This is a genomic window from Streptomyces noursei (assembly GCF_016917755.1).
GTDB classification, from domain to species: domain Bacteria; phylum Actinomycetota; class Actinomycetes; order Streptomycetales; family Streptomycetaceae; genus Streptomyces; species Streptomyces yunnanensis.
The window spans coordinates 2,140,272-2,155,001 of record NZ_CP070326.1 but is presented as its reverse complement, the minus strand read 5'-3'; the positions used below and the strand labels follow the sequence as shown (position 1 = coordinate 2,155,001).

The window sequence follows — 14,730 nt, the reverse complement described above, 5'->3', positions numbered from 1 at the left end:
GGCGGCTCGGCCCGGCGCGCCCTATCGGTTGCGCCGTTCGACGGTCCGGGGCGCCTCCCGATCGGTCGCGAGGTACTGCTCCGCCTCGATGATCGCCTCGTGGACGGTGCGCCGGCCCATCAGCACGCACAGCGTGTACGCGAGGTCCTCCAGCTGACGCCGGGCCACCGGGTCGTGCGGGTCGGCGAGCACCACCCGCTCCCAGACGCGGTAGCGCCGCAGCAGCGAGGCGAGTACGGACTTGTCCGGCAGCAGCATGCCGTCTTCTTCTCCCGACATCGGCCCGGCGTGCGTGCCCGGGGCGGCTGGCGGGCGCGTCGAGGGTGCGCCCGGACCGGAGTGGCTCCCACCTTGCGCCGGACGGGCGGTCGCTGCAACCGGACGGGCCCACCGCCTGAGCCGCCCGGCCTCAGTCGGGCGGCTCAGGTGCCGGGTCCTCGCCGGGACGGGCGCCGGGCGGCTCCTCGGGGGCCGTTCCGGGGTCCTCCGCGGGCTCCTCGGCCGGCTCGGGCGTCCCCGGGTCGTGCGGCACCGGCCGCGGTCCACTGGGCACGGGCCCCGGCCCGTCACCCGTCGTTGCCCTGCTCATGCTGGTGGTTCTCCCTCCTGGGTGGTTCCATCGTGCGCCGGTCCGCCGCCCGCCGCCCTTCCGGGGAATCCGCCCGCCGCGGCGCCGACCCGTTGATACGTTCACGTCATGGATGAGCGTGCGTGCGACGGCAGTGCCGGCGATGTGGACTACGGCGCCGTCGGCGGGGGCTACGCCGAGCACCGCCGCCCCGACCCGCGGATCGCCGCCCGGATCGACCGGGCCCTGGGCGCCGCGCGCACGGTGGTGAACGTCGGAGCCGGCGCCGGCTCCTACGAAGCGACCTCCCGCGAGGTCACCGCCGTCGAGCCGTCCGCGGCGATGCGCGCCCAGCGGCCGCCCCACCTCGCCCCGGCGATCGACGCGGTCGCCGAACAACTCCCCTTCGCCGACGACTCCTTCGACGCCGCGATGACCACCTTCAGCGTCCACCAGTGGAGCGACCAGGCGGCCGGGCTGCGCGAGCTGCGCCGGGTGGCCCGCGGCCCGGTCGTCGTGCTGACCTGCGACCCGCGGCGGGTCCGGGACTTCTGGCTGCACGCCTACTGCCCCGAGGTCCTGGACACCGAGGCCCGCCGCTACCCCGGGATCGACGCGCTGGCGTCCGCTCTCGGCGGCACCGTCGCCGTCGAGCCGGTCCCGATCCCCCTGGACTGCTCCGACGGCTTCAACGAGGCGTACTACGGGCGCCCCGAGCGCCTCCTGGACCCCGGCGCCCGCCGGGCGTGCTCCGCCTGGAGCTTCGTCGACGAGCCGGCCCGCACCCGCTTCGCCGACGCGCTCCGCCGCGACCTGGCCGACGGCACCTGGGACGCCCGCCACGGCGCACTGCGCGAACAATGCTTCCTGGAGGGTTCGTTGGTCCTGCTCAGGGCCCTCCCGGACTGACCCTCGCGGGCCCTCCGACCGGCACCGATCGCACTTTCGGGGCGGCTGTGCTCCTCTGGTAGCGAGGACGGTCCCGGTGCGGGCGTCGGACCGCGGGCCGAGGAGCACCGAGGAGCGCCGCGCCATGCCCCCCACCACCTTCCGCATCGCGATCATCGGGGCCGGCCCCGGCGGGCTGGTCTGCGCCCGGGTGCTCCAGCGGTACGGGGTCCCGGTGACGGTCTTCGAGCGGGCCCTCGGCCCGGTGGGCGTCGCGCCCGGCGGCCCCCTGGAGCTGCGGGCGGCGACCGGGCAGGCGGCGCTGCGGGTGGCCGGGCTGGAGCGGGAGTTCCACGCCGCGGCCCGGCCCGTCGGCCAGGAGCTCCGGCTGCTCGACCGCACCGGTGCGGTGCTCCACCGGGACCTGCCCGAACCCGGCACGCCCGCCGAGCGCCCGGAGATCGGCCGGCGCGAGCTGTGCCGGCTGCTGGTGGACTCGCTCGCCCCCGGCACGGTCCGTTGGGGCTCCTACCTGCGGACGCTGCACCCGCGCGGCGGCGGCCGGCACCAGGCGGTCTTCGACGACGGCGGGTCGGCCACCTTCGACCTGGTCGTCGGCGCCGACGGGACGTGGTCCCGGGTCCGCCCGCTGCTGTCCGAGGCGACCCCGCACTACTCCGGCGTGACCTTCGTCGAGACCGGCCTCGACGACGTCGACGCCCGGCACCCGGCGATCGCCCGGCTGGTCGGCCGCGGCACCATGATGGCGCTGTCCGCGGGGAAGGGGCTGATCGCCCGGCGCGACGGCCGCGGCCGGGTCCGGGTCTACGCGGCCCTGTGCGGCTCCGAGGACTGGGCACGGGAGGCCGGGGTGAACATCGCGGACGCCGAGGCGGTCCGCGGCGCGCTGCTGACGGCGTTCGCCGGGTGGCACGACCGGCTGCTGGCGCTGCTGCGGGACGGCGGCGAGGGGTTCGCCAACCGCCCGCTGTTCGCGCTGCCGGTGCCGCACACCTGGCCGCACACCCCGGGCCTGACGCTGCTGGGCGACGCCGCGCACCTGATGACCCCGCTCGCCGGTCCGGGCGCGGACCTGGCCCTCCAGGACGGCTGCGAGCTCGCCCAGCACCTCGCCGAGGCGCACACCTGGCAGACCGATCCGGACCGCGCGGTGCGGGTGTACGAGGCGGCGCTCTTCCCCCGCTCGACCGCGGCCGCGGAGGGGGCCGCCCGCGGCCTGGAGGCCGCCCTCGCGCAGGACGCCCCGCGCCGCGCGCACCACCTGCTCCGCCGCCGGCACCTGCACCCGCACCGACCCTGACCCGGCCCCGTCGTGCCGGGTTGCGGGCCCGCACCGCCCGTCGGACGATCGGCAGCGGAGGGACGCCGGGGGCGGCGCGCCCGCGCTCCGCCCGCCCGGCCCGCGGCACCGAGGGACGGAGCAGCGCGTGAAGATCACCGAGATCACGCCGGGCGCGCCCTGCTGGGTGGAGCTGGTCACCTCGGACGTGGCCGCGGCCGCGGTCTACTACCGCGAGGTCTTCGGCTGGCACGCCGGGACCGACCCGCGGGCGGCGGCCGGCGGCTACACGCTCTTCTCGATGGGCGACGCCCGGGTCGCCGCGGCGACCCCGCTGTACGCGCCGGGCCAGCCGACCGCCTGGACCGTCACCTTCGCCACCGACGACGCCGAGGCGCTGGCCGCGGCCGTGACCGAGGCCGGCGGCAGCGTGCTGGTGGATCCGCGGGACGTCTTCGACCTGGGCCGGTTCGCGGTGCTGGCCGATCCGACGGGCGCGGCCTTCGCGGTCTGGCAGGCCCGCGGCTTCGCCGGCGCCGAGCTGCTGAACGCGCCCGGCGCGCTCGGCTGGGTCGAACTCGCCACCGACGACGCCGAGTCCGCGGTGGCGTTCTACTCCCGGGTCCTCGGATGGACGGTCAGGGCCCATGGCACGTACACCCAGTGGGGGATCGGCGGCGCCGACTTCGGGGGGATGAGCACCGTGGAGGCGCGCGACCGGGAGGACGTCCGGCCGCACTGGCTGCCGTACTTCGCGGTCGAGTCGGTCGACGGGACCGAGGCGCGGGCCGCCGAGTCCGGGGGGATGGTGCTGATGGCGCCGACGGACGTCCCGGACGGGCCGCGGATCGCGATGGTGCGGGATCCGCAGGGCGCCGTCTTCGGGATCCACCAGGCGGGTACGGAGGGTTGACCGCGCGCACCGGCGCGCCGGGGGGCGAGTGAATTCCTTCGGCCGACGGGCCCATGCGGCGTCACACGGTCGGCCGCGTTTTCGTCGTTTCACCACACTGTTTGTGGTGTTTGCGCGTAATGTCCGCAACGCACCGATGGGTGGCACTGCGCGGCAACGCATCGCGCGTCGAGAACAGGAGACCCCTATGTCCACGACCGACGTCCTCGTGGCCCGAGGCAAGAAGCTCGCAGCCGGCGCGGGCGCACTGACCACGGCCGTCGCCCTGGGGGCGACGCTGTTCGCAGCGACTCCGGCCCAGGCGACGCCCCACCCCCTGCCCAGCCCTCAATCGCAGCCCTTTCCCCAGGAGCTGACCGGTCCGGACTACACGTACGGCACCGTCACCGCCGGCCGCGGGATGAACGAGCGCGAGTACCCCAGCACCGACTCCGCGTCCCGCGGCTACCTCCGCAACGGCGCCCGGGTCTACCTGGTCTGCAAGGTCCGCGCCCAGAACATCCGCGGCAACGAGGTCTGGTACCTGGTCCGCGGCGGCCGGCGGACCTGGATCGCGGCCAAGCACGTGACGAACACCGGCGCCGTCAAGTACTGCAACGACGGGCGTCGCGACCGCGTCCAGGGGAACGAGGCCGCCAGGCACGCCGGCTGAGGCCGCCCCACGCGGCGGGCTCCGGAACGGGCCCGGCCCGGCACCCCTCAAGGTGTCGCGCCGGGCCCGGTGTGCGCCCGCGCCCGACCGGTCACCGCCCTTCCGTATTACTGGAACGCGTTCTACTGTGCCCCCGACCCCGGAATCCGACGGGCCGTCAGCACCCGGGCGGCCACCGGGCGACGGGACGAGTGGACCGGACGACTGGTGGAGGGGCCGTGCACCTGGACTACACCCCGGAACAGCAGCGACTGCGCGCCGAACTGCGCACGTACTTCGGCGAACTGGTGCCGGACAACGCCTACGCCCGGTACGCCGACCCGGCCGCCCAGAAGCGCTTCTACCGCGCCACGGTGCGCCGGCTCGGCTCCGACGGCTGGCTGGGCGTCGGCTGGCCCAGGGAGTACGGCGGGCGCGGGATGACGCCCATGGAGCAGTTCATCTTCTTCGACGAGGCGGCCCAGGCCGGGGTGCCGCTGCCGCTGATGGCGCTGAACACCGTCGGCCCCACCCTCATGCGGTTCGGGACCGAGGAGCAGAAGGCGTACTTCCTGCCCCGGATCCTCTCCGGCGAGATCGACTTCGCGATCGGCTACAGCGAGCCCGACGCCGGCACCGACCTGGCCGCCCTGAAGACCCGCGCGGTGCGCGCGGGCGACGAGGAGACCGGCCACTACGTCGTCAACGGCCAGAAGATCTGGACCACCAACGGGGACACCGCCGACTGGGTCTGGCTCGCCGTCCGCACCGACCCGGACGCCCCGCCCCACAAGGGCATCACCATGCTCCTGGTCCCCACCAGCGACCCCGGCTACTCCTGCACCCTGATCAACACCCTTGCCTCGCACGACACCACCGCCAGCTACTACGAGAACATCACCGTCCCCGCCACCCGCCGGGTCGGCCAGGAGAACAAGGGCTGGCGGATCATCACCAACCAGCTCAACCACGAACGGGTCACCCTCGCCGCCCACGGCACCATGGCCATCCGCGCCCTCCACGACGTCCAGCGCTGGGCGGCCGGCACCAAGCTCGCCGACGGCCGCCGGGTCATCGACCTGGGCTGGGTGCGCGGGCGACTGGCCCGCACCCACACCCGACTGGAGGCCATGAAGCTGCTGAACTGGCGGATGGTCGACGCGCTCCAGCGGGGCACGCTGACCCCCCAGGACGCCTCCGCGGTCAAGGTCTACGGCTCCGAGGCCCGCCGGGACGCCTACGCCTGGCTGATGGAGGTGGCCGGCGCGGCCGGCTCGCTGACCGAGGGCTCGGCGGGCGCGGTGCTCCACGGCGAACTGGAACGCGGCTACCGCTCCGCGGTCATCTTCACGTTCGGCGGCGGCAACAACGAGATCCAGCGCGAGATCATCTCGTGGATCGGCCTGGGCATGCCCCGGGTGCGGCGGTGACCGGCCGGCGGGCGGCGCGGTGACGGCCGGCGACCCCGGGCTCTTCGGGCCCCGCTCGGTGACCTGGCAGCTGCACGCCGACCCGATGATGTGGATCGCCGGCGTCCGGGCCCTCTACCTCCAGGCGCTGCACCCGCGCGCGGTGCGCGGCGTGCGGCAGAACTCGGCGGCCTTCCGGATGGACGACCGGGGCCGGCGCGATGCCTGGGGCCGACTGATGCGCACCGCCGACTTCGTCGGCACCCTCACCTACGGCACCACCGACGCCGCCGAACGGGCCGGTGCCGCGGTCCGCGGCCTGCACCGCCGACTGACCGCCACCGACCCGGCCACCGGCGAGCGCTACCGGATCGACGAACCGGAACTGCTGCGGTGGGTGCACTGCGCCGAGGTGGACTCCTACCTCCAGGTGCTGCGCCGCTCCGGCTACCCGCTCACCGACCGGCAGGCCGACCGCTACCTCGCCGAACAGCGCACCGGCGCCCGGCTCGTCGGCCTGGACCCGGACACCGTCCCCGGCGACCGGGCCGCCCTCGCCGCCTACTTCGCCCGGATCCGCCCCGAGCTCGCGCTCACCCCCGAAGCCCGCCAGGTCGACGCCTTCCTGCGGCGCCCGCCGATGCCGCCCGCACTCGTCCCGGCCCGCGAGCTGCTCTGGCGGCCGGTGGCCGAGCTCGCCTACGCGGCGCTGCCGGGCCACGCGCACCGGCTCTACGGCCGGCCGGCACCCCCGCCGGATGTCGCCACCCGCCGGCTGCGCACCGCCGGCCGGCTGCTGCGCGCGGTACCGGCCACGGTCCGCTGGCAGCTGCCGCCGCGGCACGTCCTGCGGGCGGTGGCGCGGCTCGGCCCCGGCGCGCGGCCGGGTCCCTTCAAGCTCCGGGACTCCGCCGCCATACTGGACGGGCACGGCACACAGGGGGATCCACGCGGCTGAACGCGGGAGCGGGGGCGGCGACAGGGATGGCGGAGCACAGGCTGATCCAGGGGCGGTACCGGCTGCTCGACACCATCGGGCGCGGCGGCATGGGGGAGGTGTGGCGGGCCCGCGACGAGGCGCTGGGCCGGCTGGTCGCCGTCAAGTGCCTCAAGCCGATGGGGCAGCGCCAGGAGCCCGGATTCCTACGGGTGTTGCGGGAGCGCTTCCGGCGCGAGGCCCGGGTCGCGGCCGCACTGCAGCACCGCGGGATCACCGTCGTGCACGACTTCGGCGAGGACGACGGCATCCTCTTCATCGTCATGGAGCTGCTGAACGGCCGTAACCTCAGTCAGCTGCTGGACGACAACCGGCGCCAGCCGCTGCCCGTCCCGGACGTCATCGAGGTCGCCGAGCAGATCGCCGCCGCCCTCGCCTACACCCACGAACAGGCCGTGGTGCACCGCGATCTGAAACCGGCCAACATCGTCCGGACCACCGACGGCACGGTCAAGATCTGCGACTTCGGCATCGCCCGGCTCGGCCACGACATCGGCTTCACCGCCCGGCTCACCGGCACCGGCGTCGCCATGGGCAGCCCGCACTACATGTCGCCCGAGCAGATCGGCGGCGGCACCGTCGACCACCGCAGCGACCTGTACTCCCTCGGGTGCGTGCTCTACGAGATCGCCACCGGCGCCCCGCCGTTCGCCCAGGGCGACGCCTGGGCGGTGCTGGTCGGCCACCGCGACACGCCTCCGGAACCGCCGCGCGCGGTCCGCCCCGACCTGCCCGAGGCGTACGAGCGGATCGTCCTCGACCTGCTCGCCAAGGACCCGGACGAGCGCCCGCGGGACGCCGACGAGCTCGCCAAGCGGCTGGCGGACGCCCGCCACCGGCGCACCCCGCGCGGCGCCGGCCCCGCGCCGGACGACCTGACGCTGCCCACCCCGCGGCTGCCCTCCTGGAGCCGCGGGATCACCGCCGGTGCCCCGGCCGTCGGCGCCCGGGCGCCGCACCGTCCCTGGACGGACCCGGCGGTCGCGGTCCTCACCGACGTCTGGACCTCGGCCCGCGACCCGCTGCGCGGCGAGGCGTCCCCGGCCCTCGGCCCCGACCGGCCGAGCCCGTCCGGCGAACACCAGGCCCTCCTGGCCACCCTGGCCGCCCGGCTGGCGCACGCCCACACCCTGACCCGGGCGAGCCGGCACTTCGAGGCGCAGGAGCTCTTCACCGAGGTGCTGGCCGGGCGCGAGCGGCTGCTCGGCCCGGACCACCCCGACACCCTCGGCTGCCGCCACCACCTCGCGGTCGGCCTCGGCCGGCTGGGCCGCCTGGAGGAGTGCCGGACCGCCGCCCGGGAGGTCGCCGAGGCGCGCGCCCGGGTGCTCGGCGCCCACCACCCCGACACCCTCGCTTCACGCTGGCAACACGCCTTCGTATCAGGGCAGTTGGGGCGCTGGCCGGAGGCGCTCGCGGCCTATCACGGCGTGGCCGCGGGGCGCGCGGCGGCGCTCGGCCCGGACCACCCGGACACCCTCGCCGCCCGCTACGAGACCGGTGTCGCCCTGGGCCGGCTGGGCCGCAGCGCGGAGGCGCTGGCCCACTACCGCGACCTGGTGGCGGCCCGCACCCGCGCCCAGGGCCCCGACGACCCGGAGACCCTCCGCGCCCGGCACGGCCTGGGCGTCAACTACGGCCGTCAGGACCGCTGGCACGAGGCGCTGGCCGAGGCCCGCGAGGTCGCCGCGGCCCGCGCCCGGGTGCTCGGCGCCGACCACCCGGACACCCTGGCCAGCCGCCGGGAGATCGCCGTGGCGCTGGGCCGGCTCGCCCGCTGGGCCGAGGCGCTGGACGTCTACCGCCAGGTCGCCGACGCCCGCGCCCGGACCCTGGGCCCGGCCCACCTCGACGCGCTGGCCAGCCGCGGCGAGCAGGCCCAGTGCCTGGCGCGGCTGGGGCGGACGGACGAGGCGGACGCGCTGCACCGCCGGGTCGCGGCACTGCGCCGGGAGCGCGCCGGACACCGGCGGTAGCCAACGCCCCTGCGGGCCCTTGCGGACGACACAGGGGCTCGCAGGGGGCCGCAGGCCCGCAGGGTCAGCGCTCCGGTCGGACCCGGTAGAGCACGGTGGCGTGCGGCGGAACCTTTCGGGCGATGATGGTCCGGGCGGTCCGCACGCTGCGCCCGGTGACCAGATCGCGCAGCCGGTAGGACTGCGCCGCCGGCAGCCCGGCCGCGCGCGCCGTGATCGACAGCGTGCGGGCGGTGCTGCCGCCGTTGAACAGCGCGATCGCCCGGTCGCCGTTCCGCAGCGGCTTGGACAGCACCGCCGCGTCCCCGTCCTGCTGGACGATCTGGCCCTGGACGCCCAGCGGGTCCTGGTCCACCGCGATCACCTCGCGGTTCCCGAGGATCGCCAGCGCCGCCGGGGAGAGCTTGCCCAGGTCGGTGCTGGAGATCAGCGGCGCGGCCATCATCGCCCACAGCGACATCTGGCTCTGCATCTCGTCGCGGCTCAGGCCGGAGTCGCCGACCAGCAGGAAGTCGGGGTCGTTCCAGCGCCCGGGGCGCTGGAGGTCGGCGAGGTTGGCGTTGTAGCGGAAGTTGCCGCTGATGGACGCCCACTTCGCGGCCGGGGTGCTCTGCTGCAGCGCGATGTCCGCGCCGCCCCGCCACAGGTTGCCCAGCTGCCCGGACCACGTGATGACCCGGTGCCAGACCGCGTCCCCGGCGAACTGGAAGTAGGCGGGCGCGGAGATCGAGAAGGTGATGGGCCGCCCGGTGGCCCGCAGCGCTCGGCTCTGCTGCGTGTACAGGTCGTGGAACACCTTCTCCTTGCTCTGTCCCGAGGGCACCGGGACGTTGCAGCCGTCGGCCTTGAGGTAGTCCACCCCCCAGCTCGCGAAGAGCTTGGCGTCCTGCTCGAAGTGCCCGAGGCTGCCCGGGTACTTCCCGCAGGTCAGCTTGCCGACGTCCTCGTAGATGCCGAACTTCAGCCCCATCCGGTGGAGTTGCGCTCCGACGTACGCCATGCCGTGCGGGAACTTCGCCGTGTCGACGACCAGCTCGCCCTGGGGGCCGCGCTCCTTGGTCATCCAGCAGTCGTCGACGGTGACGGTGCGGTAGCCCTTGTGCGCCAGCCCGCTGCGGACCAGCGCTCGTGCGTTGTCCAGGACCACCTGCTCGTTGAGGCCGCCGCACTGGTAGTACGACCAGTTGTTCCAGCCCATCGGGGGCGTGGGGGCGAGGTTGGGGTAGTCGGACTCGTGGGCGGTGCCGGGCGCGCGGGCGGCGGAGGCCGGCGCGGTGGCCGCCAGCAGCCCCGCCGAACAGGCGGCGACGGTGGTGAGTCCGAGGAGGGTGCGGCCGATGCGGGATACCGACGGATGGGACACAGGTCACCTCACGTGGCGGGTGGGCCGGCCGATGAGAACGGCCGACGGGGGCGGTTCCAGGGCGCGCACGGCCGGACGCTAGAAGCGGACTGACGAGCGGTCAAGAAGCCGCACCGCCCGGAACAAACGATTCATTCGGCCGGCGCCGCGCGTTTCCTCCCTGGTGGTCGCCGGACCTCCGTGCTACCAAGAGGCATGCCGGAACGGACTTCGTACGACGTCGTCATCGTCGGCGGCGGGCACAACGGACTGGTGGCCGCCGCCTATCTCGCCCGCGCCGGGCGGAGCGTGCTGGTGCTGGAGCGGCTGGACCACACCGGCGGCGCCGCCGTCTCCGCCCGGGCCTTCACCGGGATCGACGCCCGGCTGTCCCGCTACTCCTACCTCGTCAGCCTGCTGCCGCCGAAGATCGTGCGGGACCTCGGGCTCCGCTTCGCGGTCCGCAAGCGCACCGTCTCCTCGTACACCCCGGTCGTACGCGCCGGCCGGCCCACCGGCCTGCTGGTCGGCGGCGGGGCCGCCCGTACCCGGGCCTCTTTCGCCGAACTCACCGGTTCCGACCGCGAGTTCGATGCCTGGCAGGACTTCTACGCCACCACCCGCCGGCTCGCCGAGCGGGTCTTCCCCACGCTCACCGAACCGCTGCCCACCCGCGCCGGGCTCCGTGCCCGGATCGACGACGACGCCGCCTGGCACGCCCTCTTCGAGCGACCCCTGGGCGAGCTGATCGAGAAGACCTTCCACGACGACCTGGTGCGCGGCGTGGTCCTCACCGACGGGCTGATCGGCACCTTCGCCACCGCCCACGACCCGACGCTCCGTCAGAACCGCTGCTTCCTCTACCACGTCGTCGGCGGCGGCACCGGCGACTGGGACGTCCCCCTCGGCGGGATGGGCGCCCTCACCGACGCGCTCGCCGACGCCGCCCGCCGGGCCGGCGCCGAGATCGTCACCGGCTGCCCGGTCACCGCCCTCGCCACCGACGGCCGCACCGCGGAGGTCACCGGTGAGGGGTGCGGCACGATCGGCGCCCGCCACGTCCTGGTCAACGCCGCGCCCCGGGAACTGGCCCGGCTGCTCGGCGAGCCCGCGCCGCCGCCCGCCGAGGGCGCCCAGCTCAAGGTGAACATGCTGCTCACCCGGCTGCCCCGGCTCCGCGACCCGCGCACCGACCCGCGCGAGGCGTTCTCCGGCACCTTCCACATCGCCGAGGGGTACGACCAGTTGGAGACCGCCCACGGAGAGGCCGCGGCCGGCCGGCTGCCCAGTGCGCCGCCCTCGGAGATCTACTGCCACTCCCTGACCGACCCCTCCATCCTGGGCGCCGACCTGGTCCGTCGGGGCCACCACACCCTCACCCTGTTCGGACTGCACACCCCGGCCCGGCTGTTCGCCGCCGACACCGCCGAGGAACCGGCCACCCGGGACAAGCTGCTGGCCGCCACCCTCGCCCAACTCGACGCGCAGCTGGCCGAACCGCTCGCCGACTGCCTGGCCGAGGACGCCGACGGTCGCCCGTGCGTCGAGGCGCGCAGTCCCCTCGACCTCGACCGCGAACTGGGCCTGCCCGGCGGCAACATCTTCCACCGCGAGCTGGCCTTCCCCTACGCCGACGAGGCGGACGACCTCGGCACCGCCGCCGCCCGCTGGGGCGTCGCCACCGGCCACGCCAACGTCCTGCTGTGCGGCGCGGGCGCGCTCCGCGGCGGCGGGGTGAGCGGCATCCCCGGCCACAACGCGGCGATGGCGGTCCTGGAGGAGTCGGCGGCGCGGTGAGGGAGACCAGTTTCTGGCGCAGCATCAGAAAATCTCTTCCCTCGTGCGGCCCGCTGCGGCATCCTGCGCCCATGCAGACGGAGCTGAGCAACGCGCTGGGAGTCGAGCACGCCGTCTTCGGGTTCACGCCGTTCCCCGCGGTGGCCGCCGCGATCACCCGGGCCGGCGGGTTCGGGGTGCTCGGCGCGGTCCGCTACACCGCACCCGGCGAACTGGCCCGCGACCTGGACTGGATGCAGGAGCACACCGACGGACTGCCCTACGGCCTCGACGTGGTGATGCCCGCCAAGAAGGTCGAGGCCCCGAAGGGCCAACCGCTGAGCGAGGCCGACGTCGAGGCGATGATCCCGCAGGAGCACCGCGCGTACGTCGCGGCGCTCCTGGACACGTACGACGTGCCGCCGCTCGCCCCCGGCGAGGCGTCCGGCTGGCGGATCACCGGCTGGATGGAACAGGTCGCCCGCACCCAGCTCGACGTCGCCTTCGACTACCCGATCAAACTGCTCGCCAACGCCCTCGGCTCCCCGCCCGCCGACGTCGTCGAGCGCGCCCACCGGCACGGCGTCCGGGTCGCCGCCCTGGCCGGCAGCCCGCGCCACGCGCTGCACCACAAAGCCGCCGGGATCGACGTCGTCGTGGCCCAGGGCTACGAGGCCGGCGGCCACACCGGGGAGATCGCCACCATGGTGCTCACCCCGGAAGTGGTGGCCGCCGTCGATCCGCTGCCGGTGCTCGCCGCCGGCGGGATCGGCACCGGCGAGCAGATCGCCGCCGGACTCGCCCTGGGAGCCCAGGGCGTCTGGCTCGGCTCGATCTGGCTCACCACCGAGGAGGCCGATCTGCACTCCCGGCGACTGACCGCGAAGCTGCTCGCCGCCGGCCCCGGCGACACCGTCCGCTCCCGCGCCCTGACCGGCAAGCCCGCCCGCCAGCTGCGCACCGCCTGGACCGACGCCTGGGACGACCCCGACGGCCCCGGCACCCTCCCGATGCCGCTCCAGGGGCTGCTGGTCGCCGAGGCCAACTCCCGCATCCAACGGCACGAGGTCGAGCCGCTGCTGGGCACCCCGGTCGGCCAGATCGTCGGCCGGATGACCAGCGAGCGCAGCGTCCAGGCGGTCTTCGACGACCTCACCCGCGGCTTCGAGCGGGCCATCGACCGCATCAACCGCATCGCCGGACGCGCCTGATCCGCCGATCCGCCGATCCGCGATCCGACGATCCATCGATCCGCCGATTCGTCACTGCCCGAGGAGGACCCGACCATGACCGACACCCCCAACGGCTTCTGGGCGCAGGCCACCGCCGACCCCGGCCGGACGGTCCTGATCGCGCCGGACGGCGAGGAGTGGACCGCCGGCCGCCTGCACGCCGCCGCCAACCGGCTGGTCCACGGGCTGCGCGCGGCCGGCCTGGAACGGGGCGACGCCTTCGCCGTGGTCCTCCCCAACGGCGTGGAGTTCTTCACCGCCTACCTCGCCGCCTCCCAGGCCGGTTTCTACCTCGTCCCGGTCAACCACCACCTGGTCGGCCCGGAGATCGCCTGGATCGTGGCCGACTCCGGCGCCAAGGTGCTGATCGCCCACGAGCGGTTCGGCGACGCGGCCCGTCAGGCGGCCGACGAGGCGGGCCTGGCGGCCGGGCGACGCTACGCCGTCGGCGCCGTCCCCGGCTTCCGCCCGTATGCCCAACTCCTCGACGGGGAGCCCGAGTCCGCGCCCGCCGACCGGACCCTGGGCTGGGTGATGAACTACACCTCCGGCACCACCGGCCGCCCCCGCGGCATCCGCCGCCCGCTGCCCGGCAAGCCCCCCGAGGAGACCTTCCTCGGCGGCTTCCTCGGCATCTTCGGCATCCGGCCGTTCGACGACAACGTCCACCTGGTCTGCTCGCCGCTCTACCACACCGCCGTCCTGCAATTCGCCGGCGCCTCCCTGCACATCGGGCACCGCGTCGTCCTCATGGACAAGTGGACGCCGAAGGAGATGCTGCGCCTGATGGCCCGGCACCGCTGCACCCACACCCATATGGTCCCCACCCAGTTCCACCGCCTCCTCGCGCTCCCCGAGGAGGTCCGCCGCGGCTACGACGTCTCGTCGATGCGGCACGCCATCCATGGCGCCGCGCCCTGCCCCGACCACGTCAAACGCGCCATGATCGACTGGTGGGGCGGCTGCGTCGAGGAGTACTACGCGGCCAGTGAGGGCGGCGGTGCCTTCGCCACCGCCGAGGACTGGCTGAAGAAGCCCGGCACGGTCGGCCGGGCCTGGCCGATCAGCGAGCTCGCGGTCTTCGACGACGACGGCAACCGGCTCCCGGCCGGTCAACTCGGCACCGTCTACATGAAGATGACCACCGGCGGCTTCACGTACCACAAGGACGAGGGCAAGACGCGGAAGAACCGCATCGGCGACTTCTTCACCGTCGGCGACCTCGGCTACCTCGACGAGGACGGCTACCTCTTCCTCCGCGACCGCAAGGTCGACATGATCATCTCCGGCGGGGTGAACATCTACCCCGCCGAGATCGAGTCGGCGCTCCTCGCCCACCCGGCCGTCGCCGACGCCGCCGCCTTCGGCATCCCGCACGACGACTGGGGCGAGGAGGTCAAGGCGGTCGTCGAGCCCGCCGAAGGCCACCGGGCCGGACCGGAGTTGGCCGCCGAGATCCTCGACCACTGCGCCCGCCTACTGGCCGGCTACAAGCGCCCCCGCTCCGTCGACTTCACCGCCGCCATGCCCCGCGACCCCAACGGCAAGCTCTACAAGCGACGGCTGCGCGACCCGTACTGGGAGGGCCGGGAGCGCGCCGTGTGACCGACGGCCGCACCGCACCTCCCACCCCCCGAGGCGACGCGAGCCGCTCCGGCCGCAACGGCTAGCCTGGACCCCTGACACGGCTCGTGCCGA

General features: G+C 74.8%; 13 protein-coding genes. 10 read left to right on the top strand and 3 right to left on the bottom strand.

Annotation, left to right across the window (positions count from 1 at the left end; all coding sequences use genetic code 11):
• Positions 1-21: 21 nt before the first annotated feature.
• Positions 22-279, bottom strand: coding sequence for a DUF5133 domain-containing protein (locus tag JNO44_RS09455; RefSeq protein ID WP_235092769.1), 258 nt, complete (start codon positions 277-279; stop codon positions 22-24).
• 130 nt (positions 280-409) lie between these two features.
• A complete protein-coding gene (locus tag JNO44_RS09450) occupies positions 410-589 on the bottom strand; it encodes a hypothetical protein (RefSeq protein WP_073447355.1) in 180 nt (59 codons plus the stop codon).
• Positions 590-697: 108 nt separating this feature from the next.
• Between JNO44_RS09450 and JNO44_RS09445 the strand changes: the two genes are divergently transcribed.
• The 7 genes from JNO44_RS09445 to JNO44_RS09415 all read left to right on the top strand — a co-directional run bounded on the left by JNO44_RS09445 (position 698) and on the right by JNO44_RS09415 (position 8,682).
• Positions 698-1,477: a class I SAM-dependent methyltransferase gene (locus tag JNO44_RS09445; RefSeq protein WP_205362971.1), complete on the top strand. Its 780-nt coding sequence runs from the start codon at positions 698-700 to the stop codon at positions 1,475-1,477.
• A 124-nt stretch (positions 1,478-1,601) separates the two neighbouring features.
• On the top strand, positions 1,602-2,777 hold the full coding sequence (locus JNO44_RS09440) for an FAD-dependent oxidoreductase (protein ID WP_205362970.1): 1,176 nt from the start codon (positions 1,602-1,604) through the stop codon (positions 2,775-2,777).
• A gap of 127 nt (positions 2,778-2,904) precedes the next feature.
• Positions 2,905-3,669: a VOC family protein gene (locus tag JNO44_RS09435; RefSeq protein ID WP_205362969.1), complete on the top strand. Its 765-nt coding sequence runs from the start codon at positions 2,905-2,907 to the stop codon at positions 3,667-3,669.
• Positions 3,670-3,856: 187 nt separating this feature from the next.
• Positions 3,857-4,321, top strand: coding sequence for an SH3 domain-containing protein (locus JNO44_RS09430; protein WP_205362968.1), 465 nt, complete (start codon positions 3,857-3,859; stop codon positions 4,319-4,321).
• Positions 4,322-4,539: 218 nt separating this feature from the next.
• Positions 4,540-5,730: an acyl-CoA dehydrogenase family protein gene (locus JNO44_RS09425; protein ID WP_205362967.1), complete on the top strand. Its 1,191-nt coding sequence runs from the start codon at positions 4,540-4,542 to the stop codon at positions 5,728-5,730.
• Positions 5,731-5,749: 19 nt separating this feature from the next.
• A complete protein-coding gene (locus tag JNO44_RS09420; protein ID WP_205362960.1) occupies positions 5,750-6,667 on the top strand; it encodes an oxygenase MpaB family protein in 918 nt (305 codons plus the stop codon).
• Positions 6,668-6,693: 26 nt separating this feature from the next.
• Positions 6,694-8,682 carry a serine/threonine-protein kinase gene (locus JNO44_RS09415; RefSeq protein ID WP_205362959.1) on the top strand — a complete coding sequence of 663 codons (1,989 nt, stop codon included), beginning with the start codon at positions 6,694-6,696 and terminating at the stop codon, positions 8,680-8,682.
• Positions 8,683-8,746: 64 nt separating this feature from the next.
• Here JNO44_RS09415 and JNO44_RS09410 read toward each other — a convergent pair whose 3' ends face one another.
• Entirely contained in the window at positions 8,747-10,045 is a 1,299-nt protein-coding gene (locus JNO44_RS09410) for a glycoside hydrolase family 27 protein (RefSeq protein WP_205362958.1), read from the bottom strand.
• A 195-nt stretch (positions 10,046-10,240) separates the two neighbouring features.
• Here JNO44_RS09410 and JNO44_RS09405 point away from each other — a divergent pair, with 195 nt between their 5' ends.
• From JNO44_RS09405 to JNO44_RS09395, 3 genes are all read left to right on the top strand, one after another.
• Positions 10,241-11,821 (top strand): phytoene desaturase family protein, encoded by a 1,581-nt coding sequence (locus JNO44_RS09405; RefSeq protein WP_205362957.1) that lies wholly within the window; start codon positions 10,241-10,243, stop codon positions 11,819-11,821.
• 71 nt (positions 11,822-11,892) lie between these two features.
• Positions 11,893-13,011 carry an NAD(P)H-dependent flavin oxidoreductase gene (locus JNO44_RS09400; protein ID WP_205362956.1) on the top strand — a complete coding sequence of 373 codons (1,119 nt, stop codon included), beginning with the start codon at positions 11,893-11,895 and terminating at the stop codon, positions 13,009-13,011.
• Positions 13,012-13,086: 75 nt separating this feature from the next.
• Complete coding sequence (locus JNO44_RS09395) at positions 13,087-14,637, top strand: acyl-CoA synthetase (RefSeq protein WP_205362955.1); 1,551 nt, start codon at positions 13,087-13,089, stop codon at positions 14,635-14,637.
• Positions 14,638-14,730: the final 93 nt, after the last annotated feature.

Excerpts from the sequence above, each read along its gene's own strand:
- JNO44_RS09455 (WP_235092769.1), bottom strand. The coding sequence starts at position 279 with ATGTCGGGAGAAGAAGACGGCATGCTGCTGCCGGACAAGTCCGTACTC.
- JNO44_RS09450 (WP_073447355.1), bottom strand. The coding sequence starts at position 589 with ATGAGCAGGGCAACGACGGGTGACGGGCCGGGGCCCGTGCCCAGTGGA.
- JNO44_RS09445 (WP_205362971.1), top strand. The coding sequence starts at position 698 with ATGGATGAGCGTGCGTGCGACGGCAGTGCCGGCGATGTGGACTACGGC.
- JNO44_RS09440 (WP_205362970.1), top strand. The coding sequence starts at position 1,602 with ATGCCCCCCACCACCTTCCGCATCGCGATCATCGGGGCCGGCCCCGGC.
- JNO44_RS09430 (WP_205362968.1), top strand. The coding sequence starts at position 3,857 with ATGTCCACGACCGACGTCCTCGTGGCCCGAGGCAAGAAGCTCGCAGCC.
- JNO44_RS09415 (WP_205362959.1), top strand. The coding sequence starts at position 6,694 with ATGGCGGAGCACAGGCTGATCCAGGGGCGGTACCGGCTGCTCGACACC.
- JNO44_RS09405 (WP_205362957.1), top strand. The coding sequence starts at position 10,241 with ATGCCGGAACGGACTTCGTACGACGTCGTCATCGTCGGCGGCGGGCAC.
- JNO44_RS09400 (WP_205362956.1), top strand. The coding sequence starts at position 11,893 with ATGCAGACGGAGCTGAGCAACGCGCTGGGAGTCGAGCACGCCGTCTTC.
- JNO44_RS09395 (WP_205362955.1), top strand. The coding sequence starts at position 13,087 with ATGACCGACACCCCCAACGGCTTCTGGGCGCAGGCCACCGCCGACCCC.